Below are 20,977 nucleotides of genomic sequence, written 5' to 3' on the forward strand. Positions count from 1 at the left end.
GCACGATGCCTGCCGTCCGGGGGGACGCAGGCGGCGTACCTGATTGCAAAACGGAAAAGTTCTATACGCGAACTATTGTTCGAATATTAAACATCGATTACGCACGAGGGGCAAGAGGCCAGAGTCATCATAAGCCTCCCGGGCCGTCATTCCGAGCGTGTTCCGGCAGCCCGCGCACGGTGAAGCGCACGCTGTCGTAGCGGCCGCCCTCGTCCATCACGGTGACGGTATGCACCCCGTTGCGGGTGAAGCGCAGCGAGACCGGACCGGCGCCATCCGTACGGCGAACCGGCTTGCCATCCAGCATCCACCACAGCGCGCCGTCGCCGCCCAGCGTCCGCAGTTGCACGTCGATCCGGTCGCGCCCCGGCACCGGGCGCAGGATCGCGCCCGTGTCCAGGCCTTCGAGCCGTACGCCCGTGCCCGCATGCGAGCCCGATCCGCACGCGGGATGCCAGCGCGCCGCGCCGGTTCCCGGCAGCATTCCCGCCTCCGCCCACGGCTGCAAGGCCAACGGCCAGCGCGCGACCTGCCTGGGCGTGCCCGGCACGCGGCAGCCGGGATCCGTGCGCATTCCCGAGCGGGGATCGACCCAGATCGTCTCCACCAGGCCCCCCTGTGTTCCGCGATCGGGCAGCGTGGGCGGCACGGCATCGTCCAGCGACCAGGCCTGGCGGCGTTGCAGGCACATGTCCTCGGGCGTGCTGTCGGCTCGCAGGCCCAGAGGCCAGCAGATGGACTGCGCGCGCACCGAGGCGGGCGGCATGCGGGGGATGGGTGCGGCCGCCGGCAGCGCCGCCACCAGGTCCTGCAGCAGCGGCGCGGCGACGTTGGCGCCGAAGAAACCGGGATTGGGCGTACCGTCGGGCCGGCCCACCCAGACGCCCAGCGTCCAGGCATCGGTCACGCCCACGGCCCAGGCGTCGCGAAAGCCGAAGCTCGTGCCGGTCTTCCAGGCCAACCCCCGGCCGCCCGCGTAGAAGGGCCGGTCGGGCCGGCCGCCACTCTCCAGGATGTCGCGCACGATGAAGGCCGCGCCCTCGCTCATGATGCGGGACTCGACGCGCGGCTCGTCGGCGGTCAGCCGCACGCGGCCGGCCAGGCCGCCGCGGGCCAGCGCGCGGTAGGCGCCGACCAGTTCTTCCAGCGTGGTGCCCGCCCCGCCCAGGATCAGGCTCAGGTTCGGGGCCGCGCCCGCCGGGATGCGCAGGCGCAGGCCGCCCGCGCGCAGCACCGACGCGAAGCGCGCCGGGCCGATGCGATCGAGCAGGTCGACCGCGGGCACGTTGAGCGAACGCTGCAAGGCCTCGGACACGCTGACCGCGCCCGAGAAGGAGGCCTGGAAATTGCCCGGCCGGTAGCCGCCGAAGGTCTGCGGCGCATCGACCAGCAGGCTCTCGGAATGGACCATGCCTTCGTCCAGCGCCATCGCGTACAGGAAGGGCTTGAGCGTGGACCCCGGCGAACGCACGCCCCGGACCATGTCCACGTGGGCCGCCCGGCGCGCGTCGGAGAAATCGGCCGACCCCGCGTAAACGCGCGCCTCCAGACTGTCGTTGTCCATCACCAGCACGGCCATGGACACCTTGGGCGGCAGCGTGTCCACGCGGTCCAGCAGCATGTCCTCGACGATGGACTGCCATTCGGCATCCAGGGTCGACCGGACCACGCGGCGGGAGGCGGCGGTTCCCTGCTGCGGCCGCTGCCGCAGGCGTTCGGCGGCCAGCGGCGCCAGCCAGTGGCCGCGCAGCGGCTGCGCGATCACGCGTTCGATGCGCGCGTCGGCGACCACCTCGGCGCTCCAGCGGCCGCGTTGGGCCAGGCGGGCCAGCACCTTGTCGCGCGCGGCCCGGGCCGCCTCGGGCGCGCGGTCGGGGCGCAGCCGTGACGGAGCCTGCGGCAATGCCGTCAGCAGTGCGGCCTCGGCATGGCTCAATTGGCGCGACGGCTTGCCCAGATACGCGCGGCTGGCCATCTCCACGCCTTCCACGATGCCACCCATGGGCGCATGGTTCAGGTACAGGGTCAGGATGTCGCGCTTGGACAGGTGCCATTCCAGTTGCGCCGCGCGCGCCATCTGGCGCAGCTTGATACCCATGCTGCGCGGGGCTCCGCGCAGCGCCGGGTCGATCATGCGCGCGACCTGCATGGTAAGCGTCGATCCGCCCGAGACGATGCGCCCCGAAGTCGCCCACTGCCAGGCCGCACGCGCCATGGCGTAGGGGTTGATGCCCCAGTGCCAGTGGAACCAGCGGTCCTCGTAGGTCAGCAGCGCCTGCAGATACAGCGGGGACACGTCCTCGGGCGAGACCGGGTAGCGCCAGATGCCGTCCTCGCCCGGATAGGTGCGCAAGGGGATGCCGTCGGCCGATGTGACCACCAGGCCCCCATCGGCCGGCCGGAAGGCCTGGGCCGGCAGCGGATGCATCCGGTCCGCCGCCCACAGCGCCCCCAGCGCGATCGCCCCCGCCGCCGTGGCGGCGACCCAGCGCCGCCTCAGCGCGCGCCTCCGCGCGGGTCGTTGACCACCAGCGGGCCGGAAGACGCGCCCACCGCCCGGACCTCGGGACGATACATGTCCTCGACCACCGGCGCGGGCACGACGAAGCGGCCCGGCGTGACCACCCGCACGCGATAGAACACGGTGACCGGCCCCTGGATGCTCACGGCCGCGACGTAGCGGTCGTCGCGGTACTCGCGATGCTTGATGCGCGTATCGTTCAGCGCCTCGGACACCTGCACGCCGCCGACCTTCCAATCCGCCATGTCCGGCCCCTGGCTCAGGTTCATGTTCTCGACCTCGAACCCCGCCGGCACCCGGTCTACCACCAGCGCGTCCTCGATGCGGCGACCAGAGGCGACGTCCAGCTTGACGATCAGCATCTCGCCGGTCTGCAACGGGCGGCCGTTCCAGGGCCGTCCGTCCGATTCGTACCAGCTGCGCGCGATCGTGACGCCCGAGGCGCGCGGCGCCTCGGCCTGGCGCGGGTAGCCCTGCACGTCCACCTCGACGAACAGCGGATCGGCCTGCGTGTTGACGATGTCCACGCCGGCGGCCAACTGCGCGGCCGTGAAGCTGCGCGCCTCGGTGTCGCGCGAACTGAGCTGCTGCTCGCCCTGGCCCGTGCGCAGCGTCGCCGTCCATTGCGCCCCGGCCACGCCGCCCGCCGCCCGCGCGGCCAGGAACAGCGCCAGCTGCTCCTGGGTGGACAGATAGCTGCGGCTGCCCAGGCGGCCGGCCACGTCGCCCAGCAGGGCCTCGCGGCGCGGATGGTCGATCTGGTGCTGCATCATCAGCGCGTAGGACATCGCGTAGTCGCGCAGGGCCGAGCCGTAGTCGCCCAGCCATTCACCATAGCCGCCGTAGCGATTGGCGTCGATGCCGTAGCCGCGCGTCATCGCCTCGTCGAAGGCCGAGCGCGCGCGCGTCTCGTCGCCCATCAGCTTCAGGGCGATGCCCAGGTGGACCAGGGGCAGCGGCGAGCGCGACCGGTCGCGGTAGTTGTCGTACAGCACCCGCAGCGTGGACAGCGGCGCTTTCTGCTCGCGCGCCAGCACATAGGCCGCGTTGGCCAGCTCGGCGAAGCGGCGGTGGCTGTCGCGCAGCAGGTTGTAGTCATTGTCGCGCAGCCGCTGGCCAGGACCGGCGGCAAGCTGGGCCAGCAGGTTCTGCGGCAGGCTGGGGAAGTTGGCCGACGATTGCTGCAACTGGGCCAGCAGCCAGTCGGAGGCTCGGCGCGACACCAGGTCAGGCACGTTGAAGCCGGCCGTGCGGGCATCCTGCAGGAAGCTCGCCACATAAGCCGACAGCCAGATCTCCTGCGCGCCGTCGCCCCATAGCGCGAAGCCGCCGCCGGCCTTCTGCATGCCGGCGATGCGGCCGACCGCGCCTTCGATCATGCGTTCGCGCTCGGCCCGCGTGCGCGGTGTCAGCCCCCAGGCGCGGGCCTCGTCCTCGCCGATGAAGACGTGGGGATAGGCCGCGCTGGCGGTCTGCTCCAGGCATCCATAGGGATAGTCCAGCAGCCCCTGCACCAGGCGCTTCACGTTGAAAGGCGGCTTGTTGGAAATCGCCACGCTGGCGCTGGCCGAATCCGGATACAGCTTGTCGATCCAGCTGGACTCCAGCTTCAGGCTCTCGCCCTGCCCCAGCCGGACGCGACGCACGTCGCGCGTCGCCGCGACCGGCGGCTGGACCTGCAACAGCGACTCGCGCACGATGCGGATGGGGTTCGCGCCTCCCTGGCCGTCGACCGTCAATCGCAGCCGGCCCAGCCCGTAGGCGCCCGTGGCCTCGGCCACGAAGCGCAGGGTGGCGCGCTGCTGGTGGGCCAGGTTCACGCTTTGCGACCCGCCCCGTATCCGCACCGGGTCCAGGCCCTCCAGGTTCACCGTCAGCGTCTGCGGCGCGCCGCTCAGGTTGGTCACGTCCAGCGCGATCGCGGCCTCGTCGCCCGGGCTGATGAAGCGCGGCGTCGACAATTCGGCTACCACCGGTGCCGCCACCACCATCTCGGCCTGCGCGTTGCCGAAGCGGTCGGGCGTGAAGGCCGAGGCCATCAGGCGCAGCGTGCCGTTGAAGTCGGGCAGGTCCAGCGGAATCTGCGCCTCGCCCTGCTCGTCCAGCCGCACCGGACCGCTGAACAGGTCCACCAGCCGCACCTTCACCGGCATGCTGCGGGTGTCGCGCATCGCGGCATCCCCGCCCCATTTCAGCTTGCCCTGCGTGCCCTCCATCTTCTCGATCAGCTTGCCGTACAGGTCCAGCAGCTCCGGCGCGTAGCGATGCTTGCCGAAGAAGAAGTCGAAGGGATCGGGCGTCGCATAGCGCGTGATGTTCAGGATGCCGACGTCGACCGCGGACAGCGTCACGTACGCCTGCTGGCCCTGCCCGGCGTTGCCCACCTTGACCTTCACGGTGGTCCGCTTCTCGGGCAGCACCTTGGGCGGCGCGGCCAGCTCCACGGCCAGCTTGCGATCGTCGCGGGACAGCGGCAGGTAGACCAGGCCCAGCGCGCGTGCCGGCGTGACGCGATCGCCCTGGCTGCCGGGCCGGAATACGGTCACCGACACGTACAGGTCGTGGCGGCTCCAGTCCTTGCCGATGGGAATCTCGACCGTGGAGCCCGACGCCTTCACGCTGGTGCGCTGGCTCCACAGCATGGTGCCGCCCTCGACCGCGATCAGCGCCTCGCCGTCGTGGGGCGGCGTGATCGACAGCTTGACCGTCTCGCCCTCGCGCACCGGCGCGTGGTCCAGCTTGAGCTGCACCCGGTCCGGCCGGTTGCCCATTTCCTCGGCATCCTGCGCGCCCCAGCCGGCATAGAAGCGGTAGCGCAGCGTGTCGCCGTTTTCCGGATCGCTCAACTCCAGCCGGTAGCGTCCCCACTTGACCGGCACCCCGAACTTCACGCGATCGGGCAGCGCCAGCACGCGCGACTCGACCAGTTCCTCGGTTTCGGTGAAGCCGCTGTTCCAGCCGCGCTGGTCGTCGAAGCGCCAGTAGTACACCCGCTCCTCGCGGTACACCCGCAACTGCGCCTGCTTGAGCGGCACGACCTTGCCCTGCGGATCCGCGCGCACCGCCTCGAACTCGGCCATCGTCCCTTCGCGCGCGACGTCGCGGTCGAACAGCGGCCGCACGCCGATCAATGCCGGCGCCGGCCAGACGCTGCGCTCGATGGAACGCACGACGGGCCGGCCGCCCGACTCCAGCAGGCTGAAGCTTGCCTTCACCTTCATGGGCGAGGCGGTGCCGGACACATCCACCGGGACGGCAACCGCCGCCGCGCCCTTGTCGTCCAGCGTGGTCTCGTCCAGGTCGCGCCGCTGCTTGCGGTCGTCGTCGGCGAAATCGCCGAACAGGAAACCCGGCCATTGCTGCGGCAGCGCATAGCGGTCGCGATCGATGGACACCGTGCCCAGCAGCCGGTTGCCGGCCGCGGGCGCGCCGTACAGGTAGTCGCCCTGCACCTTCACGTTCAGGGGCCGGCCAGCCTCCAGCACGCCTTCGCGCGACTTCAGGTCCAGCTTCATGCGCTCGGGCAGGAACTCTTCCACCTGGAATTTCCACGAGGCATCGGCCGAGCGGGCCGCCGGGTCCAGGCGCGTCTCCAGCAGCCAGGTGCCCGTCTGCGCGTCGGCCGGCAGCTCGATGGCCTGGCGCACATAGCCCGGCACCTGCGCATCGGGCCGCCACAAGGCGGTGCGCACGGTACGGCCGTCGGGCCGCTTCAGCGTGGCCGTGACCGGCGCGGCCTGCACCGCCCGTCCGTCGGCGTCGCGCACCAGCACGGAAACGTCGAAGCGCTCGCCCGGCCGGTAGAGATCGCGGCCGGCGTAGACGAACAGCTTGTTGTCGCGGGACGGATAGCCGCCCACGTCGAATTCGGACAGGTCCAGCGCCGGCTCGGCCAGCGCCACCACGGACAGCTCCGCGCCCCGGCGCGCCAACAGGATGCGCGCGGCCTCGAAGCTGCCCGAAAACACGGCGCGCCCCTGCCCGTCGGCCTTGGCGCGGCCCAGCGACTTCGCGTTCGCGTCCAGCAGCTCGAACTCGACGTCGTCCATGGCCTTGCCGCTCTTGAGCGAGGTCGCGAACGCATCGAGCTGGCCGGCGTAGCGCCGCGTGTGCAGGCCGATGTCGCTGACGTAGAAATAGGTGACCTGGTATTCGTCGCGGAACCGTCCGGACTGGCTCATCACGGCCACGTAGATCCCGGGCTCCTTCAGTTCCTTGATGCCCTCGACCGGCAGGAAGGTGACATGGCGGCGATTGGCCTTGTCGTCGGTCAGGAAACGGCCGGCATAGACGCTGCGCGTCACATCCTTCAGGCGATCCAGGTCCCAGCTTCCCACCGTCCCCTTCAGGCTGCGGTTGCCGCTGTAGCGCCACTCGTCGTCTTCGTCGCTGTCGTCCTCGGCATCCGGGTCGGTCTTGGCGACGGGCCGGCGCACGCCCAGCACCTGTTCGAAGAAGCGGGGGAATTGCGCGGGATCGATGCGCAGGAACTGCACGTCGACCTCGGGCGTATTGACCGTGACCACCGGCAGCCCGCCGTTCTGGCCTGCGGGCAGCACCACGCCGCGGCTGGCGAAATAGAAGGACGGCGGCATGGCCTCGCTAGCCACTTCGCAGCCGAAGGCCTCGGGCAGCGCCTGCCCGCCCGCGCCCTTGACGGACTCGGGCACCGCGATCGCATAGCGGCGGTTCGGCTGGATGTAGGGGAAGTAGGCGACGCGCGGGTTGTCGCCCAGCGACCAGTCGCCCGCCACCGGTTTGCCTTCCGGCAGGGCCTGGCCGGGCTGCGGCTTGCCCAGGGTCTTGGCGGCCTCATCATCGCCGGAAGCGGCGCCCAGGTCCACCACCTGCAGCAGCTTGCCCAGCGACTGGCGGCGATCGAGCGGCTGCGAGAACGTCACGGCCAGCGCCAGCGACTCGTCGAACAGGCGCGTCCGGCATTCGAGCAACGTGAAGGGATCGGCACTGCCGACCAGCTCGGAAGCGGGCGGCTCGCCCCCTCCGCCGCCGGACTGCTTGCCCGCCCACCATGCGCCGCCCACCGCCGCGGCCAGCAATACCACGCCCGCGGCCCAGGCGGCCGCCTTTTTCCTGTCTGCCATGAAATCCCCCGGACACGCCTTCGTGCGTGCTTTCCGTAGCGCTATTAGAGGGTGAGAGCCCGCCTATTGTGAAGCATGGACTTCACAAAATTACATTTGGGCACCACTTGGCGGCGCGGCGCTTGCCGGGCCGGCGGATGGCCGATGATGAGGGTGCATGACTTCCTTGTGAAAGCGCAGCGCCATCGCATGGTAGAACGGCCGCGGGCAGAACTGCCGGGACACCAGCGACGCGACGAGCGTGGCCATCAGCAGGTGGAACATCAGGTCCTGGCTGCGCGTCATCTCCATGACGATCACGCTGGCCGTGATGGGCGCCTGGGTGGCCGCCGCCAGGAAAGCCGCCATCGACACCAGCGCCAGCGTGCGCGGATCGGCGGCGGGTCCGGCCAGTTGCACGATGTGTTCGCCCATGCCGGCGCCTATGGCCAGGGACGGCGTGAAGATGCCGCCGGGAATGCCGCACACGTACGAGGCCACGGTCGCCACCCACTTGGCGATACCGAACCAGGCGCTCTCGACGGGATGGCCGTTCAGCAGCGCGGCGGTCTGTTCATAGCCGGTACCGTAGGTGGCGCCTCCCGTCAGGCAGCCCAGCACCGCCACGACCAGGCCGCACAAGAAGGCTACCCGCACCGGATGGCGCTGCAGCCAGGGACGCCAGCGCGCGGGGGCCAGCCCGGTCACGCCGCGCACCATCGTGGCGGCGAACAGTCCGCCCATGGCGCCGTTCAGCACGCCGCTGGCCAGGGTCCAGCCCCACGATCCCTGGACGAACCCGGCCGCCGCCGCGGCATGAAAATAAGGATTGTTGCCGGCGATCGCCAGCGCGATGAAACCCGACGCCAGCACGCCCGACAGCGCCAGGCGGTTCCAGCGCACGGCGGCGCCCCGCCCCAGCTCCTCGATGGCGAACACCACCCCGGCCAACGGCGTGTTGAATGCCGCGGCCAGGCCGCCGGCGGCGCCCGCGGCAATCAGCTCGTTCGCCCGGAACTCCAGCTTGACGCCTATCCGCTCCTGCCAGAACCGGCCCCAGGCCAGCATGGCCGCCGCGCCCACCTGCACCGAAGGTCCTTCGCGCCCCACCGAGGCACCCGCCAGCAGCGCCACGGCGGTCAAGGGAATCTTCCAGAGCGCCTGCCGCAGCGACACCAGCCCCGAGGAGGCGATGGGTGCCGGTATGGAAGTGGCCGCGATCACCTGGGGGATGCCGCTGCCCCGCGCCATCGGCGCGAGCCGCAAGGTCAACCAGCGCAGGCCCGCCATCGCCAGCGGGATGACCACCAGCGCGGCCCACGGCGCGGCCGAGGTCCAGTGGCGGTTCCACTCCAGCGCGATCTCGGCCAGCCAGGCGAACGCCAGCGACAGCAAGGCCACCACCGCCGCCCCGCACAGGACGAGCGCGTAGCGGAAGGTCTTGCGCGACACCCGCAGGACCTGCCGGCCCTTGCGTCGCACGGTGATGGAGGCCTGGTCGCGCCAGGGCACTGAGCGTCGGACTTTCATGGAGGCGAAGCAATGAGAAAATGCCCCCACGCTTGCCGCTTCGCGGTGGCGCTGCCCCCAAGGGGGCGTTTTTCACCTTGGGGCGGGGCAATGAAAAACGCGCGCTGAGCATTCAAGCCTGAGCTTGCGACAGCGCGCGTCATGCGGCGGCCCCGCGGGGCCGCGACGGGAATCAGCCCAGGTTCTTGGCCACGAATTCCCAGTTCACGATGCCCCAGAAGCTCTCGAGGTACTTCGGACGGGCATTGCGGTAATCGATGTAGTAGGCGTGTTCCCACACATCACAGGTCAGCAGCGGGGTGTCGCCAGTGGTGAGCGGGTTGCCCGCGGCGCCGGTGTTGACGATGTCGATCGAGCCATCGGCCTTCTTGACCAGCCAGGTCCAGCCCGAACCGAAGTTGGCGGCGGCCTGCTTGTTGAAGGTGTCCTTGAAGGCGTCGAAGCTGCCCCACTTGGCATTGATGGCGTCGGCCAGCTTGCCGGCGGGCGGCGTGCTCTTGGGCGTCAGGCAGTTCCAGTAGAAGGAGTGGTTCCAGTGCTGGGCGGCGTTGTTGTAGATGCCGCCGGACGACTTCTTGACGATGTCCTCGAGCGAGGCGTTCTCGAACTCGGTGCCCTTGATGAGGTTGTTCAGATTGGTGACGTAGGTCTGGTGGTGCTTGCCGTGGTGGTACTCCAGCGTTTCCTTGGAGATGGTGGGGGCCAAGGCGTCCTGGGGATACGGCAATTGCGGAAGAGTGTGTTCCATCTGAGCTCCTGCTTCTGGTTGGGAGGTTTGCGGGGGCATTTTATCGGCAAGTATGCCGCTTGGCCCGGAAGTCCCCGCGTTACGCAAGGTTAACGCGCCAGGGCGACGCAGTCATGTCATGCCCTGGCGGCCGCGCGGATTCTGGCCGTCACACCAGCCCGCGATCGGCTTCGACCGCCGTCACCGAGGCCTGGGCCGCGCCTTCGGCGAAGCGGAGGTCGAGTCGGGCGCCAGGCTGCAAGCTGCGTGCCTGCCGAACGATGCCGCCCTGCTCGTCGCGCACGATGGCATAGCCGCGCGCCAGCGTCTGCTCGGGCCCGAGCGCGCGCAGATGCGCGGCATGCGAGGCCAGCCGCTGCTGCAGGCGGGCGAGCTGGTACGCCTGGCACTGCCGCACGCGCCGCGCCAGGTCGTCCACCCGCGCCGACAGCCGCGCGGGATCGGGCAACTGGGCGATCAGCCGCTGCCGCAACAGGCCGACCTCGGCCTCGCGGTCGCGCTGGGCGCCGGTCCAGGCCGCGTCCAGGCCGCGCACCAGCGCGGCCAGCCGCTCCTGCTGCCGCGCCAGGCGTTCACGCGGGGAAATCAACTGCGCCGCCGCCCGGTCCAGCCGCTGCCCGGCCTGCTCGAGGCGGCGTCGCTGCGCCCGCCGCAGGTCCTGGGCCGCCTGGCGCAGGCGCGCCAGCCACTGTTCGCGCGGCAGGCCCGCCATCTCGGCCGCCGCCGTGGGCGTGGGCGCCCGCAGATCGGCGGCGAAATCGGCGATGGTGAAGTCGGTCTCGTGGCCGACGCCGCTGATGACGGGGATCGCACTGGCGACGATGGCCCGCGCCAGCCCTTCATGGTTGAACGCCCACAGGTCCTCGATGCTGCCGCCGCCGCGCACCAGCAACAGGGTATCGACCTCGGCGCGCCGGTTCGCGAGCGCGATGGCCTGCGCCAGCCGCGGGCCGGCCTCGTCGCCCTGGACCGGAGCCGGATAGATCACCACCCGGGCGTGCGGCACCCGCCGCGCCAGCGCCGTCAATACGTCGCGCAGCGCCGCCGCCTGCAACGAGGTGACGACACCCAGCGCGCGCGGCACGGCCACCGGCGTGCGCTTGCGGGCCGGATCGAACAGTCCCTCGGCCGACAGCTTTTCCTTCAACCGCAGGAAGGCCTCGAACAGATCGCCCTGGCCGGCCCGGCGCATGGCCTCGACCTGCAACTGGTAGTCGCCGCGCGGTTCGTACAGCGATACCCGGGCCCGGATCTCGATGCGGTCGCCTTCGCGGGGCGTGAAGCCCACCAGCATGGCCCGACCGCGGAACATCACGCCGCGCGCGGCGGCGCCGCCGTCCTTGAGCGTGAAATACCAATGGCCGGAAGCCGCCGCGGTGAAATTCGACACCTCACCCCTCACCCATACCAGGGGAATGTTGCGCTCCAACAAGCCCGCCACCGCGCGGTTTAGCTGGGAGATAGTCAGAATCCCCCGCGAGAAATCGTCATGTGCGGACGCAAAACCAGAATTCATGAGGGTTTCCAGGCAAGAAGCTTTCCACAGGCTTGAAAACTATGGTTGTCAAGTAATTTCTCTGTCACAGACGGCATTATTTTCTTATAAGCCATTGATTTGATTGATTTTTTGACTTCACCAGCCACTGAATCAAAAGCGGGCATCCTAGCAAGAACCGCATATTCCGTGGCCCCGGGCCAAGTTACACACATAATTATCCACAGATTCTGTGGATACTTTCCGGCCGGCGACTTGCCCTCGTCCGTCCGCGCCCGTACATTCTCGCCTTCATCGAAAAGGAGAGGTTTCTTGCTCGCCATCGTCCGCGAGGCCGGCTGGCCCATCTGGCCGCTGATCGCCACTTCGTTCATCGCGCTGACGCTCATCGTCGAACGCCTGCTTGCCCTGCGCCGCAGCAGGATCGCCCCGCCCAGGTTGCTGGAAGACGTCCTGGCCCTGGTGCAGAAACGGCGCATCACCCCCGAGATCGTGACCCGGCTCGAAGCCGATTCGCCGCTGGGCCGCATCCTGGCCACGGGACTGCGCAACGCCCACCGCTCGCGCCCCGCGCTCAAGGACGCGCTCGAGCAATCGGGCGAGACGGTCGCGCACAACCTGAACCGCTACGTCGGCGCGATCGGCACCATCGCCGCGGTGGCGCCGCTGATGGGCCTGTTCGGCACCGTGGTCGGCATGATCGAGATCTTCGGCTCGTACGCGCCGGCCGGCAGCGACCCCGCGCAACTGGCGCACGGCATCTCGGTCGCACTGTACAACACGGGGCTGGGCATTTTCATCGCCATTCCCGCCATGATCTTCTACCGCTATTTCCGCGCCCGCATCACCGACAGCCTGCACGACCTGGAACGGGCCGCCGCCCGCCTGGCCGACAGCCTGCAAGCCGAGTGATGCCGCCCGGCGCCCAGCCATGAACTTCCGCCGCCACCTCGAGACCGACGAACCCGACATCAACCTGATCCCGCTGATCGACGTCCTGCTGGTCATCCTGATCTTCCTGGCCGCCAGCACGTCCTTCTCGCGCTTCAGCCAGTTGTCCGTGCGCCTGCCCGACGCCGCCGCCCAGTCCGCCGAAGCAGCCGCGGGCCTGACCGTCACGGTCGCCGCCGACGGCCGCTACGCGCTCAACGGCAAGGCGCTGCCCATCACCGACGCCGACCAGTTGTCCGAGGCGCTGCGCAAGGCGGCGGCCGGACGGGACGATCCCTCGCTGGTGATCGACGCGGACGCCTCGGCCACCCACCAGGCCGTGGTGCGGGCCATGGAAGCGGCGGGGCGCGCCGGCATCTCGCGCATAGGATTCACCACGCAGGCCGCGCCCGCGGGATCGGGCAGATGACGCCGGGCCCGGCCCTGCGCACCGTGCTGCAGCGCCAGTGGCAGACGGGCGGATGGCTGTCGTGGCTGCTTGCCCCCCTGTCCCTGCTGGCCGCCGCTGCCGTCGCCGCCAAGCGCCTCGCCTACCGGGCAGGCTGGCGACGGGCCGAGCGGGTAGGCGTGCCGGTCGTCGTGGTCGGCAACGTCTATGTCGGCGGCACCGGGAAGACCCCCTTCATCGTGGCCGCGGCGCACGCGCTGCGGGCGCGCGGCCGCCATCCCGGCGTGATCAGCCGCGGCTACGGCGTGCGGGTCGGCCCCGCCCCCCGCGTGGGCTGCGGCCGGCTGGATCCCGCGGACTTCGGCGACGAACCGGCCTTGATCGCGCACCAGGCGGACGTCCCGGTGGCCGTCCATCCCCGCCGCGCCGACGCCGCCCGCGCCCTGCTGGCGGCGCATCCCCATGTCGACGTGATCCTGTCCGACGACGGCCTGCAGCACCTGGCGCTGGCCCGCGACGTGGAAATCGTGGTGCAGGACGAACGCGGCATCGGCAACGGCCGGCTGCTGCCCGCCGGCCCGCTGCGCGAGCCGGCCTCGCGCCTGCGCGGCGTGGACGCGATCGTCACCAATCGCAGCGGCGGCACGTCCGGCGCCCTGCCCGCCGCGCCGGACGGCGTGCGCGCGGTGGACATGGACCTCGTCATCGACGGCGCCTGGCGCGTGGCCGACGGCAAGCGCCTGCCGCTGGCGGAGCTGGGCTCGATGCCTCGTATCGCCGCCGTGGCGGGCATCGGCAATCCCGAGCGCTTCTTCGCCACGCTGCGCCGCGCCGGCATCCGGCTGGACACCACGCTGGGCCTGCCCGACCACTATGATTACACCCGCTCGCCGTTCGCCGCGATCGAGGCCGATATCATCCTCGTCACCGACAAGGACGCCGTAAAATGTCCGGCTGCGGACGACCCGCGCGTGTGGGCCGTCACGGTTTCGGCGCATTTGTCCGACCCCGCGTTCTTCGATTGGCTGGAAACCCGACTCCATGGACATACGCCTGCTTGACATCCTGGTCTGCCCGCTCTGCAAGGGCCCGCTGCGCCACGATCGCGCCGCGCACCTGCTAGGCTGCCGCACCGACCGCCTGAGCTTCCCCATCCGCGACGGCATCCCGGTCATGCTCGAATCCGAGGCCCAGCCGTGGCAGGACGAATCCGATGCCCCGGCCGCCGAGGCGCCCCATGCCTGATCCGGCCGACTTCACCGCCATCATCCCGGCGCGCGCCGCTTCCACGCGCCTGCCGGGCAAGATGCTGGCGGACATCGGCGGCGTCCCCATGATCGTCCGCGTCGCGCGGCAGGCGCAGGCCAGCGGCGCATCGCGCATCCTGGTGGCGACCGACGACGCCGCCATCCGCGACGCCGTGCGCGCCCACGGCTTCGACAGCCTGATGACCCGCGTCGACCATCCGACCGGCACCGACCGGCTGGCCGAAGCCTGCGATGCGCTCGAACTCGACGACACGCAGATCGTGGTCAACATCCAGGGCGACGAGCCGCTGATCGATCCCGCGCTGGTCGCCCACGTGGCCCAGACGCTGGACCGCCACAGCGCGGCGGCCATCGCCACGGCGGCGCATCCCATCGACACCGCCGACGAATTGTTCAACCCCAACTTCGTGAAGGTCGTCTGCGGCGCCGACGGCCATGCCCTGTATTTCTCGCGCGCCCCCATCCCCTGGGCCCGCGATGCGCTGGCCGGCGGCGAGCGCGTCTTCGCGCCCGGCCTGCCCGCCCTGCGCCACATCGGGCTCTACGCCTACCGCGTCGGCTTCCTGCGCCGCTTCCCCACGCTGCCCCAGGGCCGCCTGGAACGCTGGGAGTCGCTCGAGCAATTGCGCGCGCTCGAGCACGGCTACGCCATCCAGGTCCACGTCACGCCGCAGGCCCCCGCGCCCGGCGTCGACACGGCCGCCGATCTCGAATTCGTGCGGCGGCTGGTGGACGCCCAAGGCTGATTTGACCGGCGCCGCGCGCTTGAGGTAAGTTTGGGGGCACTCGTGCCTGAAACACGCGGCCATAGGGGGGTCGGCATACCGACATCGACCGCATGCCGCAGCGCATCGGCCTTCATCACCATCCCGGCGACTCGCTCGCAGCCTGGACCCTGATGGGCCGGGCCAGCGGTGTGTGCGCCGGTAGCGCCGCAGGCCAAGAACACCAACTCAATCAGGAAGCATCAATGCGTCTAATCTTGCTCGGAGCGCCCGGCGCCGGCAAAGGCACCCAGGCCGCGTTCCTCAAGGACCGCTACGGCATTCCCCAGATATCCACCGGCGACATGCTGCGGGCCGCAGTCAAGGCCGGCACGCCCCTGGGCATCGAAGCCAAGAAAGTCATGGATGCCGGCGGACTGGTCTCCGACGACATCATCATCGGCCTCGTCCAGGACAGGCTGAAGGAAGCGGACTGCGCCAACGGCTACCTGTTCGACGGATTTCCCCGCACGATTCCCCAGGCCGAGGCGCTGCGCTCGGCCGGCGTGTCGCTGGATTTCGTGGTCGAGGTGGACGTCCCCGAGGAAGAGATCATCGAACGCATGAGCGGCCGCCGCGTGCACCTGGCCAGCGGCCGCACCTACCACCTGCGCTTCAATCCGCCCAAGAACGCCGGCGTCGACGACGTCACGGGCGAACCGCTCGTCCAGCGCGACGACGACAAGGAAGAGACCGTGCGCAAGCGTCTCGAGGTCTATCGCCAGCAGACCCGGCCGCTGGTCGACTATTACTCGCAGTGGGCCGCCGAAGGCGATGCGAAGGCGCCCCGCTATCGCAAGATCTCCGGTGTCGGCTCGGTCGACGAGATCAAGACCCGCCTGTTCGATGCGTTGAAATAAAGCCCCCCCGTACGCGCTTACGCGCGCCCCCCAGGGGGCGAAACCGGCGGACTGGCAAAGCCAGATCCGCGGTTTCCCCGGTCTGGGTGGAGGTGGGGTTGGGTCGGGTGCGGTAACTGCTTCACTGTTTTTGTTTGCTCGGTAGTTTTTGAAACTTTCGTAGTTGAACAAAAGGAGGAGTTGCATGGCAACCGGTCTGTCCTTTGCGCTCGTATGCGGCCTTCTGGCCGTCGCGTTCGGCGCGATTTCCACCTTCTGGATTCTCAAGCAGGAAAGCGGGAACACCCGCATGGTGGAAATCGCGACGGCCGTGCAGCAGGGCGCTCAAGCCTATCTCGCCCGTCAGTACACGACCATCGCCATCGTCGGCGTGGTGCTGTTCATCGTCATCGGCCTCGTGCCCGGCCTGGGTTGGCCGTGCGCACTGGGCTTCGCAGTGGGCGCCGTGCTTTCCGGCGCCGCGGGCTTCATAGGCATGAACGTCTCGGTGCGCGCCAACGTGCGTACCGCCCAGGCTGCCACGCGGGGCTTGAACGAAGCCCTGACCGTCGCCTTCCGCGGCGGCGCCATCACCGGCATGCTGGTGGTGGGGCTGGGGCTGACCGGCATCACCGTGCTGCTGTGGGTATTGCTGGGCACCAACCTGTCGGGCGCCGATGGCGCCGGGCTGCACGAGCAGTTGCAGCCGCTGATCGGCCTGGCCTTCGGCTCGTCGCTGATTTCCATCTTCGCCCGGCTGGGCGGCGGCATCTTCACCAAAGGCGCCGACGTGGGCGCCGACCTGGTGGGCAAGGTCGAGGCCGGCATCCCTGAGGACGATCCGCGCAACCCCGCCGTCATCGCCGACAACGTCGGCGACAACGTGGGAGACTGCGCCGGCATGGCGGCCGACCTGTTCGAGACCTATGCCGTCACCATCGTCGCCACCATGCTGCTGGGGTCGCTGGTGATCGAGGTGGCGCCGCTGCAGGCGGTCATCTACCCGCTGGTCCTGGGCGGCTTCTCCATCATCGCGTCCATCCTCGGCTGCATGGCGGTCAAGGCCAGCCCCGGCAAGCGCATCATGAGCGCGCTGTACCGCGGCCTCGCGGTGGCAGGCATCCTGGCGCTGGTGGCGTTCTATCCGCTGACGGCCTGGGTCTTCGCCGGCACCCCGCTGGACGACGGCAACAGCCTGGGCCGGCTCTACGGCTGCACCGTGGTGGGCCTGGTGCTGACCGGCCTGATCGTCTGGATCACCGAGTACTACACGGGCACCGAATACAAGCCGGTGCGCTACGTGGCGCAGGCCTCGACCACCGGACACGGCACCAACATCATCGCCGGCCTCGCGGTCTCGATGAAATCCACCGCCGCGCCCGTGATCCTGGTCTGCCTGGCCATCTACGGCGCCTACACGCTGGCGGGCCTGTACGGCATCGCCGTCGCGGCCACCGCCATGCTGTCCATGGCCGGCATCATCGTCGCGCTGGACGCCTACGGCCCCATCACCGACAACGCCGGCGGCATCGCCGAAATGGCGCAGATGCCCGAATCGGTGCGCAACATCACCGATCCGCTGGACGCGGTGGGCAACACCACCAAGGCGGTCACCAAGGGCTATGCCATCGGCTCGGCCGGCCTGGCCGCGCTGGTGCTGTTCGCCGACTTCACCCACGCGCTCGACCACCTCGGCAAGAACGTCGACTTCTCGCTGGCCGAGCCGGCCGTCATCATCGGCCTGTTCGTGGGCGGCCTCATCCCCTTCCTGTTCGCGGCGATGGCCATGGAGGCCGTGGGCCGCGCCGCGGGATCGGTGGTGGTGGAGGTCCGGCGCCAGTTCACCGAGATCCCCGGCATCATGGAAGGCACCGGCAAGCCCGAGTACGGCAAGGCCGTGGACATGCTGACCAAGGCCGCCATCAAGGAAATGATGGTGCCCTCGGCGCTGCCCGTGGTGGTGCCCATCGTGCTGGCCCTGGTCATCGGCGTGCTGATGGGCGGCGAATCGGCGCGCATGGCGGTGGGCGGCATGCTGATGGGCGCCATCGTGACCGGGCTGTTCGTCGCCATATCCATGTGCACGGGCGGCGGCGCCTGGGACAACGCCAAGAAATACATCGAGGAAGGCCACCACGGCGGCAAGGGCTCCGAGGCCCACAAGGCCGCCGTCACCGGCGACACCGTGGGCGACCCCTACAAGGACACGGCCGGCCCCGCGGTGAACCCGCTGATCAAGATCGTCAACATCGTCGCGCTGCTGCTGGTGCCGCTGCTCTAGCGGCCGGGCGCGGTGGCGGCGCCCGGGCCCCTCAGGCCCGGACCGCCGCCATCACCGTATTGCGCAGGCTTCCCACCTTCTCGATCTCGCATTCGACGACATCGCCCGGCCGCAGGTAGCGGCCGTCGGCCACCCCGCAGCCCGCGGGCGTGCCGGTGGCGATGACGTCGCCCGGCCGCAGCGTCATCGCGCGCGAAATGTGCGCGACCAGCGTCGGAATCTTGAAGATCATCTGCTCGGTGGACGCATCCTGCCGGATTTCGCCGTTGACCCGGCACTGAATGCGCAGCGGATACGGCCGGGGAATGTCCCGTGCCAGCGCGATGACCGGCCCCAGCGGGCAGGAACGATCCAGGCTCTTGCCCTGTATCCAGTTCTGGCCATAGCGGCCGGTCAGGGTGGGCGCCGCCTCGTTGGCCTGCAGCTCGCGGTAGCTCACGTCGTTGCAGACGGTATAGCCCGCCACGTGGTCGTAGGCGTCCGCTTCGGCGATGTCGCGCCCTTCCCGGCCGATCACGACCGCCAGTTCCGCCTCGTAGTCCATCTTGCGCGAGAAATCGTGGCCGCCGATGGGGTCGCCGGGGGCCACCACCGTGCCGGGCAGCTTGGTGAAGAAGAACGGCTGCTCGGGCGGCGTCAGCTTGCCCTCGGCGCCATGGTCGAAATAGTTGACGACGTGCGCGAGGATCTTCGATCCCGCTTCGATGGGCGCCAGCAGGCGCACCGACTCCAGCGCAACGGCGGGACCGGACGCGGCCAGGCCGGCGGCCGCGTCGCGGGCCATGTCGCCCGCCGCCAGGAACAGCCGCAGGTCGTGGAACAGCGGCGCCATCCATTCGCGACCCGCCGCATGGGCGGCCAGCGCCAGGTCGACCACGCGATCGCCCTCGATCGCGCACACGTGCGCTCCGGCCACGGTGGCCATGCGTCCTATCTTCATCTTCACTCCTCGCTTGGTGTCAGAATCCCGCCATGTCCTTCATCACGGCGTACAGGCCGGGCTGGCGCTCGAAACCTATGCCCGGCGACTGCGGCAGCGTGGCCTGCCCATCGGCGATGGCGACCTCCTGGCCAAAACCGCTGAAGATGCCGAACGTGTCCGGGTAGGACTCGCATCCCCCCAGCCCCAGGCCGCCGACCAGGTGCAGGCACATCAGGTTGCCGCCGTGGGGATACATCGCGGAGCGGGCGAAGCCATGCCTGCCGGCGACCGCCAGCACGTTCAGGTATTCGGTGATGCCGAAGGACAGCGGCGGATCGAGCTGGATGATGTCGCGATCCGCGCGAAAGCCCGCATAGGACAGGAAATGGTCCAGCTCCTTGCCGCAGGCCATGTTCTCGCCGGTGGCCAGCGGCCCCTCGTAGGCGCGGGCCAGGTCGGCGTAGATGCCGTACTCCAGGAAATCGCAGGGTTCTTCGTACCAGCGCAGGCCGTAGGGCGCGATGGCCCGCGCATAGTCCAGCGCTGTGTCGCGGCCGAACGCGCAACTCGCGTCCACGGCCAGGGCCCGGCCGTCGCCCATCTCGCTCAGCACCGCCTCGATGCGCCGGCAGTCCTCGGCCACGGACAGGCCCCCTATCTTCATCTTCACCATCCGGTAGCCGGCGTCGCGGTACCGGATCATCTCGTCCTTCAGGTCGCGCGCGTTCTGTCCCGGAAAGTACCAGCCGCCGCCGACGTACACCGGCGCGTGCGTGCGCGCCCGGCCGCCGCCGTGGCGCTCGGCCAGCACGGCGTGCAGCGGCTTGCCTTCGACCTTGGCCACCAGGTCCCACACGGCCACGTCCACCGTGCCCATGGGAATGGCGCGCTCCGCGTAGCCGCCGCGCCGCTCCCGCCGCTGCCCGCAGGCCAGGATCGCCGCGGGGTCGAAATTGCGTCCCGTCGCATCCAGCAGGCTGTCGGGATCGGCCCCCACGATGCGCGGCGCGATCCGGTCGCGGATCTGCTCGCCGCAGGCATAGCGGCCAAAGGAATTGAACGCGAAACCCACCAGCGGCCGCCCGTCGCGGATCACGTCCGACACCACCGCCACCACCGTGGCGGTCATCTGGCTGAAGTCGGAGCGGGCATTGGACAAGCGCGATTCCAGCGCGACCGTGCGCTCGATGATCTGGACGATACGCATCAGTTCACCGTCGCGCCGGAAGCCTTCACCGCGGCGGCGAACTTGGCCATCTGTTCGCGCACGAAATCCACGCTGCGCGGATACGGCACGACCGTGCGCTCGAACGAACTCTCGGCCAGCTTGGCCTGCATGTCCGGCCCGTCCATGGCCTGCCCGATGGCGGCCACCAGCTTGTCGTGGACGGCGGCGGGCAGGCCCTTGGGCGCGGCCACCACCCACAGCGACACGGCATCGACGCCCGGATAGCCCGCCTCGGCGAAGGACGGGGTGTCGGGGAACATCGGCGAGCGTTTGCCGCCGGTGACCGCGATCGGCGCCAACACGCCGCTCTTGACCTGCGGTGCGACCAGCGCCGGCAGGTTGAACATCATGTCGACCTGCCCGCCCAGGAGATCGGCGATCGCCGGCCCCGCCCCCTTGTAGGGCACGTGCAGCAGCTTGATGCCCGCTGCCGTCTTGAAGGTCTCGCCGTGCAGATGGACGACCGTGCCCGCGCCGGCGGACGCGAAGCTTAGCTGGTCGGGCCTGGCCTTGGCCTCGGCCACCAGTTCCTGCAGCGTCCGCGCCTTGACCCGCTTGGCGTTGACCACCAGCACGCCGGTCGCGGTAGCGACCACCGACAGAAAATCGAAGTCCTTCAGGCTGTCATAGGGCAGCTTGGCGTACAGGCTGGGATTGATGGCGAAGGCAGTGTCCAGCAGGCCGATGGTGTAGCCATCCGGCTGCGCCCGCGCCACCGTGGCGGTGCCTATCGTGCTGCCTGCGCCGCCCTGGTTCTCGACGAACACCTGCTGGCCCAGCGCGGTACTCAGCCGCTGCGCGAACTGGCGGCCCAGCAGGTCGGTGCTGCCGCCCACGACATAAGGCACCACCATGCGGACCGCACGGGACGGATAGTCCGCATCGGCCGCGGCGGCGGCTCCCAGCGCGCATGCCCACAGGCACGCGGCAAATCCCAGACGGCGTAACGGTCGATGCATGG

At 69.7% G+C, this 20,977-nt stretch carries 15 protein-coding genes; 7 read left to right on the forward strand and 8 right to left on the reverse strand.

The window, feature by feature from the left end; all coding sequences use genetic code 11:
* Positions 1-127: 127 nt before the first annotated feature.
* From pbpC to xseA, 5 genes are all read right to left on the reverse strand, one after another.
* Positions 128-2,428 carry a penicillin-binding protein 1C gene (pbpC, locus tag EGT29_RS18420; RefSeq protein WP_124690341.1) on the reverse strand — a complete coding sequence of 767 codons (2,301 nt, stop codon included), beginning with the start codon at positions 2,426-2,428 and terminating at the stop codon, positions 128-130.
* Positions 2,429-2,496: 68 nt separating this feature from the next.
* Positions 2,497-7,623 carry an alpha-2-macroglobulin gene (locus tag EGT29_RS28775; RefSeq protein WP_124690342.1) on the reverse strand — a complete coding sequence of 1,709 codons (5,127 nt, stop codon included), beginning with the start codon at positions 7,621-7,623 and terminating at the stop codon, positions 2,497-2,499.
* 90 nt (positions 7,624-7,713) lie between these two features.
* Entirely contained in the window at positions 7,714-9,132 is a 1,419-nt protein-coding gene (locus EGT29_RS18430) for a chloride channel protein (RefSeq protein ID WP_124690343.1), read from the reverse strand.
* Between the two features lie 172 nt (positions 9,133-9,304).
* Positions 9,305-9,880 (reverse strand): superoxide dismutase, encoded by a 576-nt coding sequence (locus EGT29_RS18435; protein WP_124690344.1) that lies wholly within the window; start codon positions 9,878-9,880, stop codon positions 9,305-9,307.
* 148 nt (positions 9,881-10,028) lie between these two features.
* The gene (gene xseA / locus EGT29_RS18440) at positions 10,029-11,396 is read right to left on the reverse strand and encodes an exodeoxyribonuclease VII large subunit (RefSeq protein WP_124690345.1); all 1,368 of its coding nucleotides are present in this window, start codon (positions 11,394-11,396) and stop codon (positions 10,029-10,031) included.
* 291 nt (positions 11,397-11,687) lie between these two features.
* Between xseA and EGT29_RS18445 the strand changes: the two genes are divergently transcribed.
* The 7 genes from EGT29_RS18445 to EGT29_RS18475 all read left to right on the forward strand — a co-directional run bounded on the left by EGT29_RS18445 (position 11,688) and on the right by EGT29_RS18475 (position 17,866).
* Positions 11,688-12,287: a MotA/TolQ/ExbB proton channel family protein gene (locus EGT29_RS18445; protein WP_124690346.1), complete on the forward strand. Its 600-nt coding sequence runs from the start codon at positions 11,688-11,690 to the stop codon at positions 12,285-12,287.
* A 19-nt stretch (positions 12,288-12,306) separates the two neighbouring features.
* Complete coding sequence (locus EGT29_RS18450) at positions 12,307-12,735, forward strand: biopolymer transporter ExbD (RefSeq protein WP_124690347.1); 429 nt, start codon at positions 12,307-12,309, stop codon at positions 12,733-12,735.
* Complete coding sequence (lpxK, locus tag EGT29_RS18455) at positions 12,732-13,775, forward strand: tetraacyldisaccharide 4'-kinase (protein WP_124690348.1); 1,044 nt, start codon at positions 12,732-12,734, stop codon at positions 13,773-13,775. The genes EGT29_RS18450 and lpxK overlap by 4 nt, the downstream gene beginning before the upstream one ends.
* Complete coding sequence (locus EGT29_RS18460; protein ID WP_124690349.1) at positions 13,756-13,959, forward strand: Trm112 family protein; 204 nt, start codon at positions 13,756-13,758, stop codon at positions 13,957-13,959. Before lpxK ends, EGT29_RS18460 begins: the two co-directional genes overlap by 20 nt.
* Positions 13,952-14,728 (forward strand): 3-deoxy-manno-octulosonate cytidylyltransferase, encoded by a 777-nt coding sequence (kdsB, locus tag EGT29_RS18465; RefSeq protein WP_124690350.1) that lies wholly within the window; start codon positions 13,952-13,954, stop codon positions 14,726-14,728. Before EGT29_RS18460 ends, kdsB begins: the two co-directional genes overlap by 8 nt.
* Positions 14,729-14,952: 224 nt before the next feature.
* Positions 14,953-15,606: an adenylate kinase gene (adk, locus tag EGT29_RS18470; protein WP_124690351.1), complete on the forward strand. Its 654-nt coding sequence runs from the start codon at positions 14,953-14,955 to the stop codon at positions 15,604-15,606.
* A 184-nt stretch (positions 15,607-15,790) separates the two neighbouring features.
* Positions 15,791-17,866: a sodium-translocating pyrophosphatase gene (locus EGT29_RS18475; protein WP_124690352.1), complete on the forward strand. Its 2,076-nt coding sequence runs from the start codon at positions 15,791-15,793 to the stop codon at positions 17,864-17,866.
* 31 nt (positions 17,867-17,897) lie between these two features.
* Here the strand turns inward: EGT29_RS18475 and EGT29_RS18480 are convergent, their stop codons facing one another.
* Genes EGT29_RS18480 through EGT29_RS18490 form a run of 3 tightly spaced genes read right to left on the reverse strand, consistent with a single transcriptional unit; the run spans position 17,898 to position 20,975 of the window.
* Positions 17,898-18,806, reverse strand: coding sequence for a fumarylacetoacetate hydrolase family protein (locus tag EGT29_RS18480; RefSeq protein ID WP_124690353.1), 909 nt, complete (start codon positions 18,804-18,806; stop codon positions 17,898-17,900).
* A gap of 19 nt (positions 18,807-18,825) precedes the next feature.
* A complete protein-coding gene (locus tag EGT29_RS18485) occupies positions 18,826-19,995 on the reverse strand; it encodes an enolase C-terminal domain-like protein (RefSeq protein ID WP_124690354.1) in 1,170 nt (389 codons plus the stop codon).
* Positions 19,995-20,975 carry a tripartite tricarboxylate transporter substrate binding protein gene (locus EGT29_RS18490; RefSeq protein ID WP_124690355.1) on the reverse strand — a complete coding sequence of 327 codons (981 nt, stop codon included), beginning with the start codon at positions 20,973-20,975 and terminating at the stop codon, positions 19,995-19,997. Before EGT29_RS18490 ends, EGT29_RS18485 begins: the two co-directional genes overlap by 1 nt.
* Positions 20,976-20,977 lie beyond the last annotated feature (2 nt).

The sequence above is a fragment of the Pigmentiphaga sp. H8 genome (assembly GCF_003854895.1).
Classification (GTDB): Bacteria; Pseudomonadota; Gammaproteobacteria; order Burkholderiales; family Burkholderiaceae_B; genus Pigmentiphaga.

Bases quoted from the DNA above. Each gene is read 5' to 3' on its own strand.
- pbpC (WP_124690341.1), bottom strand. From the start codon at position 2,428: ATGCATCCGCTGCCGGCCCAGGCCTTCCGGCCGGCCGATGGGGGCCTG.
- EGT29_RS28775 (WP_124690342.1), bottom strand. From the start codon at position 7,623: ATGGCAGACAGGAAAAAGGCGGCCGCCTGGGCCGCGGGCGTGGTATTG.
- EGT29_RS18430 (WP_124690343.1), bottom strand. From the start codon at position 9,132: ATGAAAGTCCGACGCTCAGTGCCCTGGCGCGACCAGGCCTCCATCACC.
- EGT29_RS18435 (WP_124690344.1), bottom strand. From the start codon at position 9,880: ATGGAACACACTCTTCCGCAATTGCCGTATCCCCAGGACGCCTTGGCC.
- xseA (WP_124690345.1), bottom strand. From the start codon at position 11,396: ATGAATTCTGGTTTTGCGTCCGCACATGACGATTTCTCGCGGGGGATT.
- EGT29_RS18450 (WP_124690347.1), top strand. From the start codon at position 12,307: ATGAACTTCCGCCGCCACCTCGAGACCGACGAACCCGACATCAACCTG.
- lpxK (WP_124690348.1), top strand. From the start codon at position 12,732: ATGACGCCGGGCCCGGCCCTGCGCACCGTGCTGCAGCGCCAGTGGCAG.
- EGT29_RS18460 (WP_124690349.1), top strand. From the start codon at position 13,756: ATGGACATACGCCTGCTTGACATCCTGGTCTGCCCGCTCTGCAAGGGC.
- kdsB (WP_124690350.1), top strand. From the start codon at position 13,952: ATGCCTGATCCGGCCGACTTCACCGCCATCATCCCGGCGCGCGCCGCT.
- adk (WP_124690351.1), top strand. From the start codon at position 14,953: ATGCGTCTAATCTTGCTCGGAGCGCCCGGCGCCGGCAAAGGCACCCAG.
- EGT29_RS18475 (WP_124690352.1), top strand. From the start codon at position 15,791: ATGGCAACCGGTCTGTCCTTTGCGCTCGTATGCGGCCTTCTGGCCGTC.
- EGT29_RS18480 (WP_124690353.1), bottom strand. From the start codon at position 18,806: ATGAAGATAGGACGCATGGCCACCGTGGCCGGAGCGCACGTGTGCGCG.
- EGT29_RS18485 (WP_124690354.1), bottom strand. From the start codon at position 19,995: ATGCGTATCGTCCAGATCATCGAGCGCACGGTCGCGCTGGAATCGCGC.
- EGT29_RS18490 (WP_124690355.1), bottom strand. From the start codon at position 20,975: ATGCATCGACCGTTACGCCGTCTGGGATTTGCCGCGTGCCTGTGGGCA.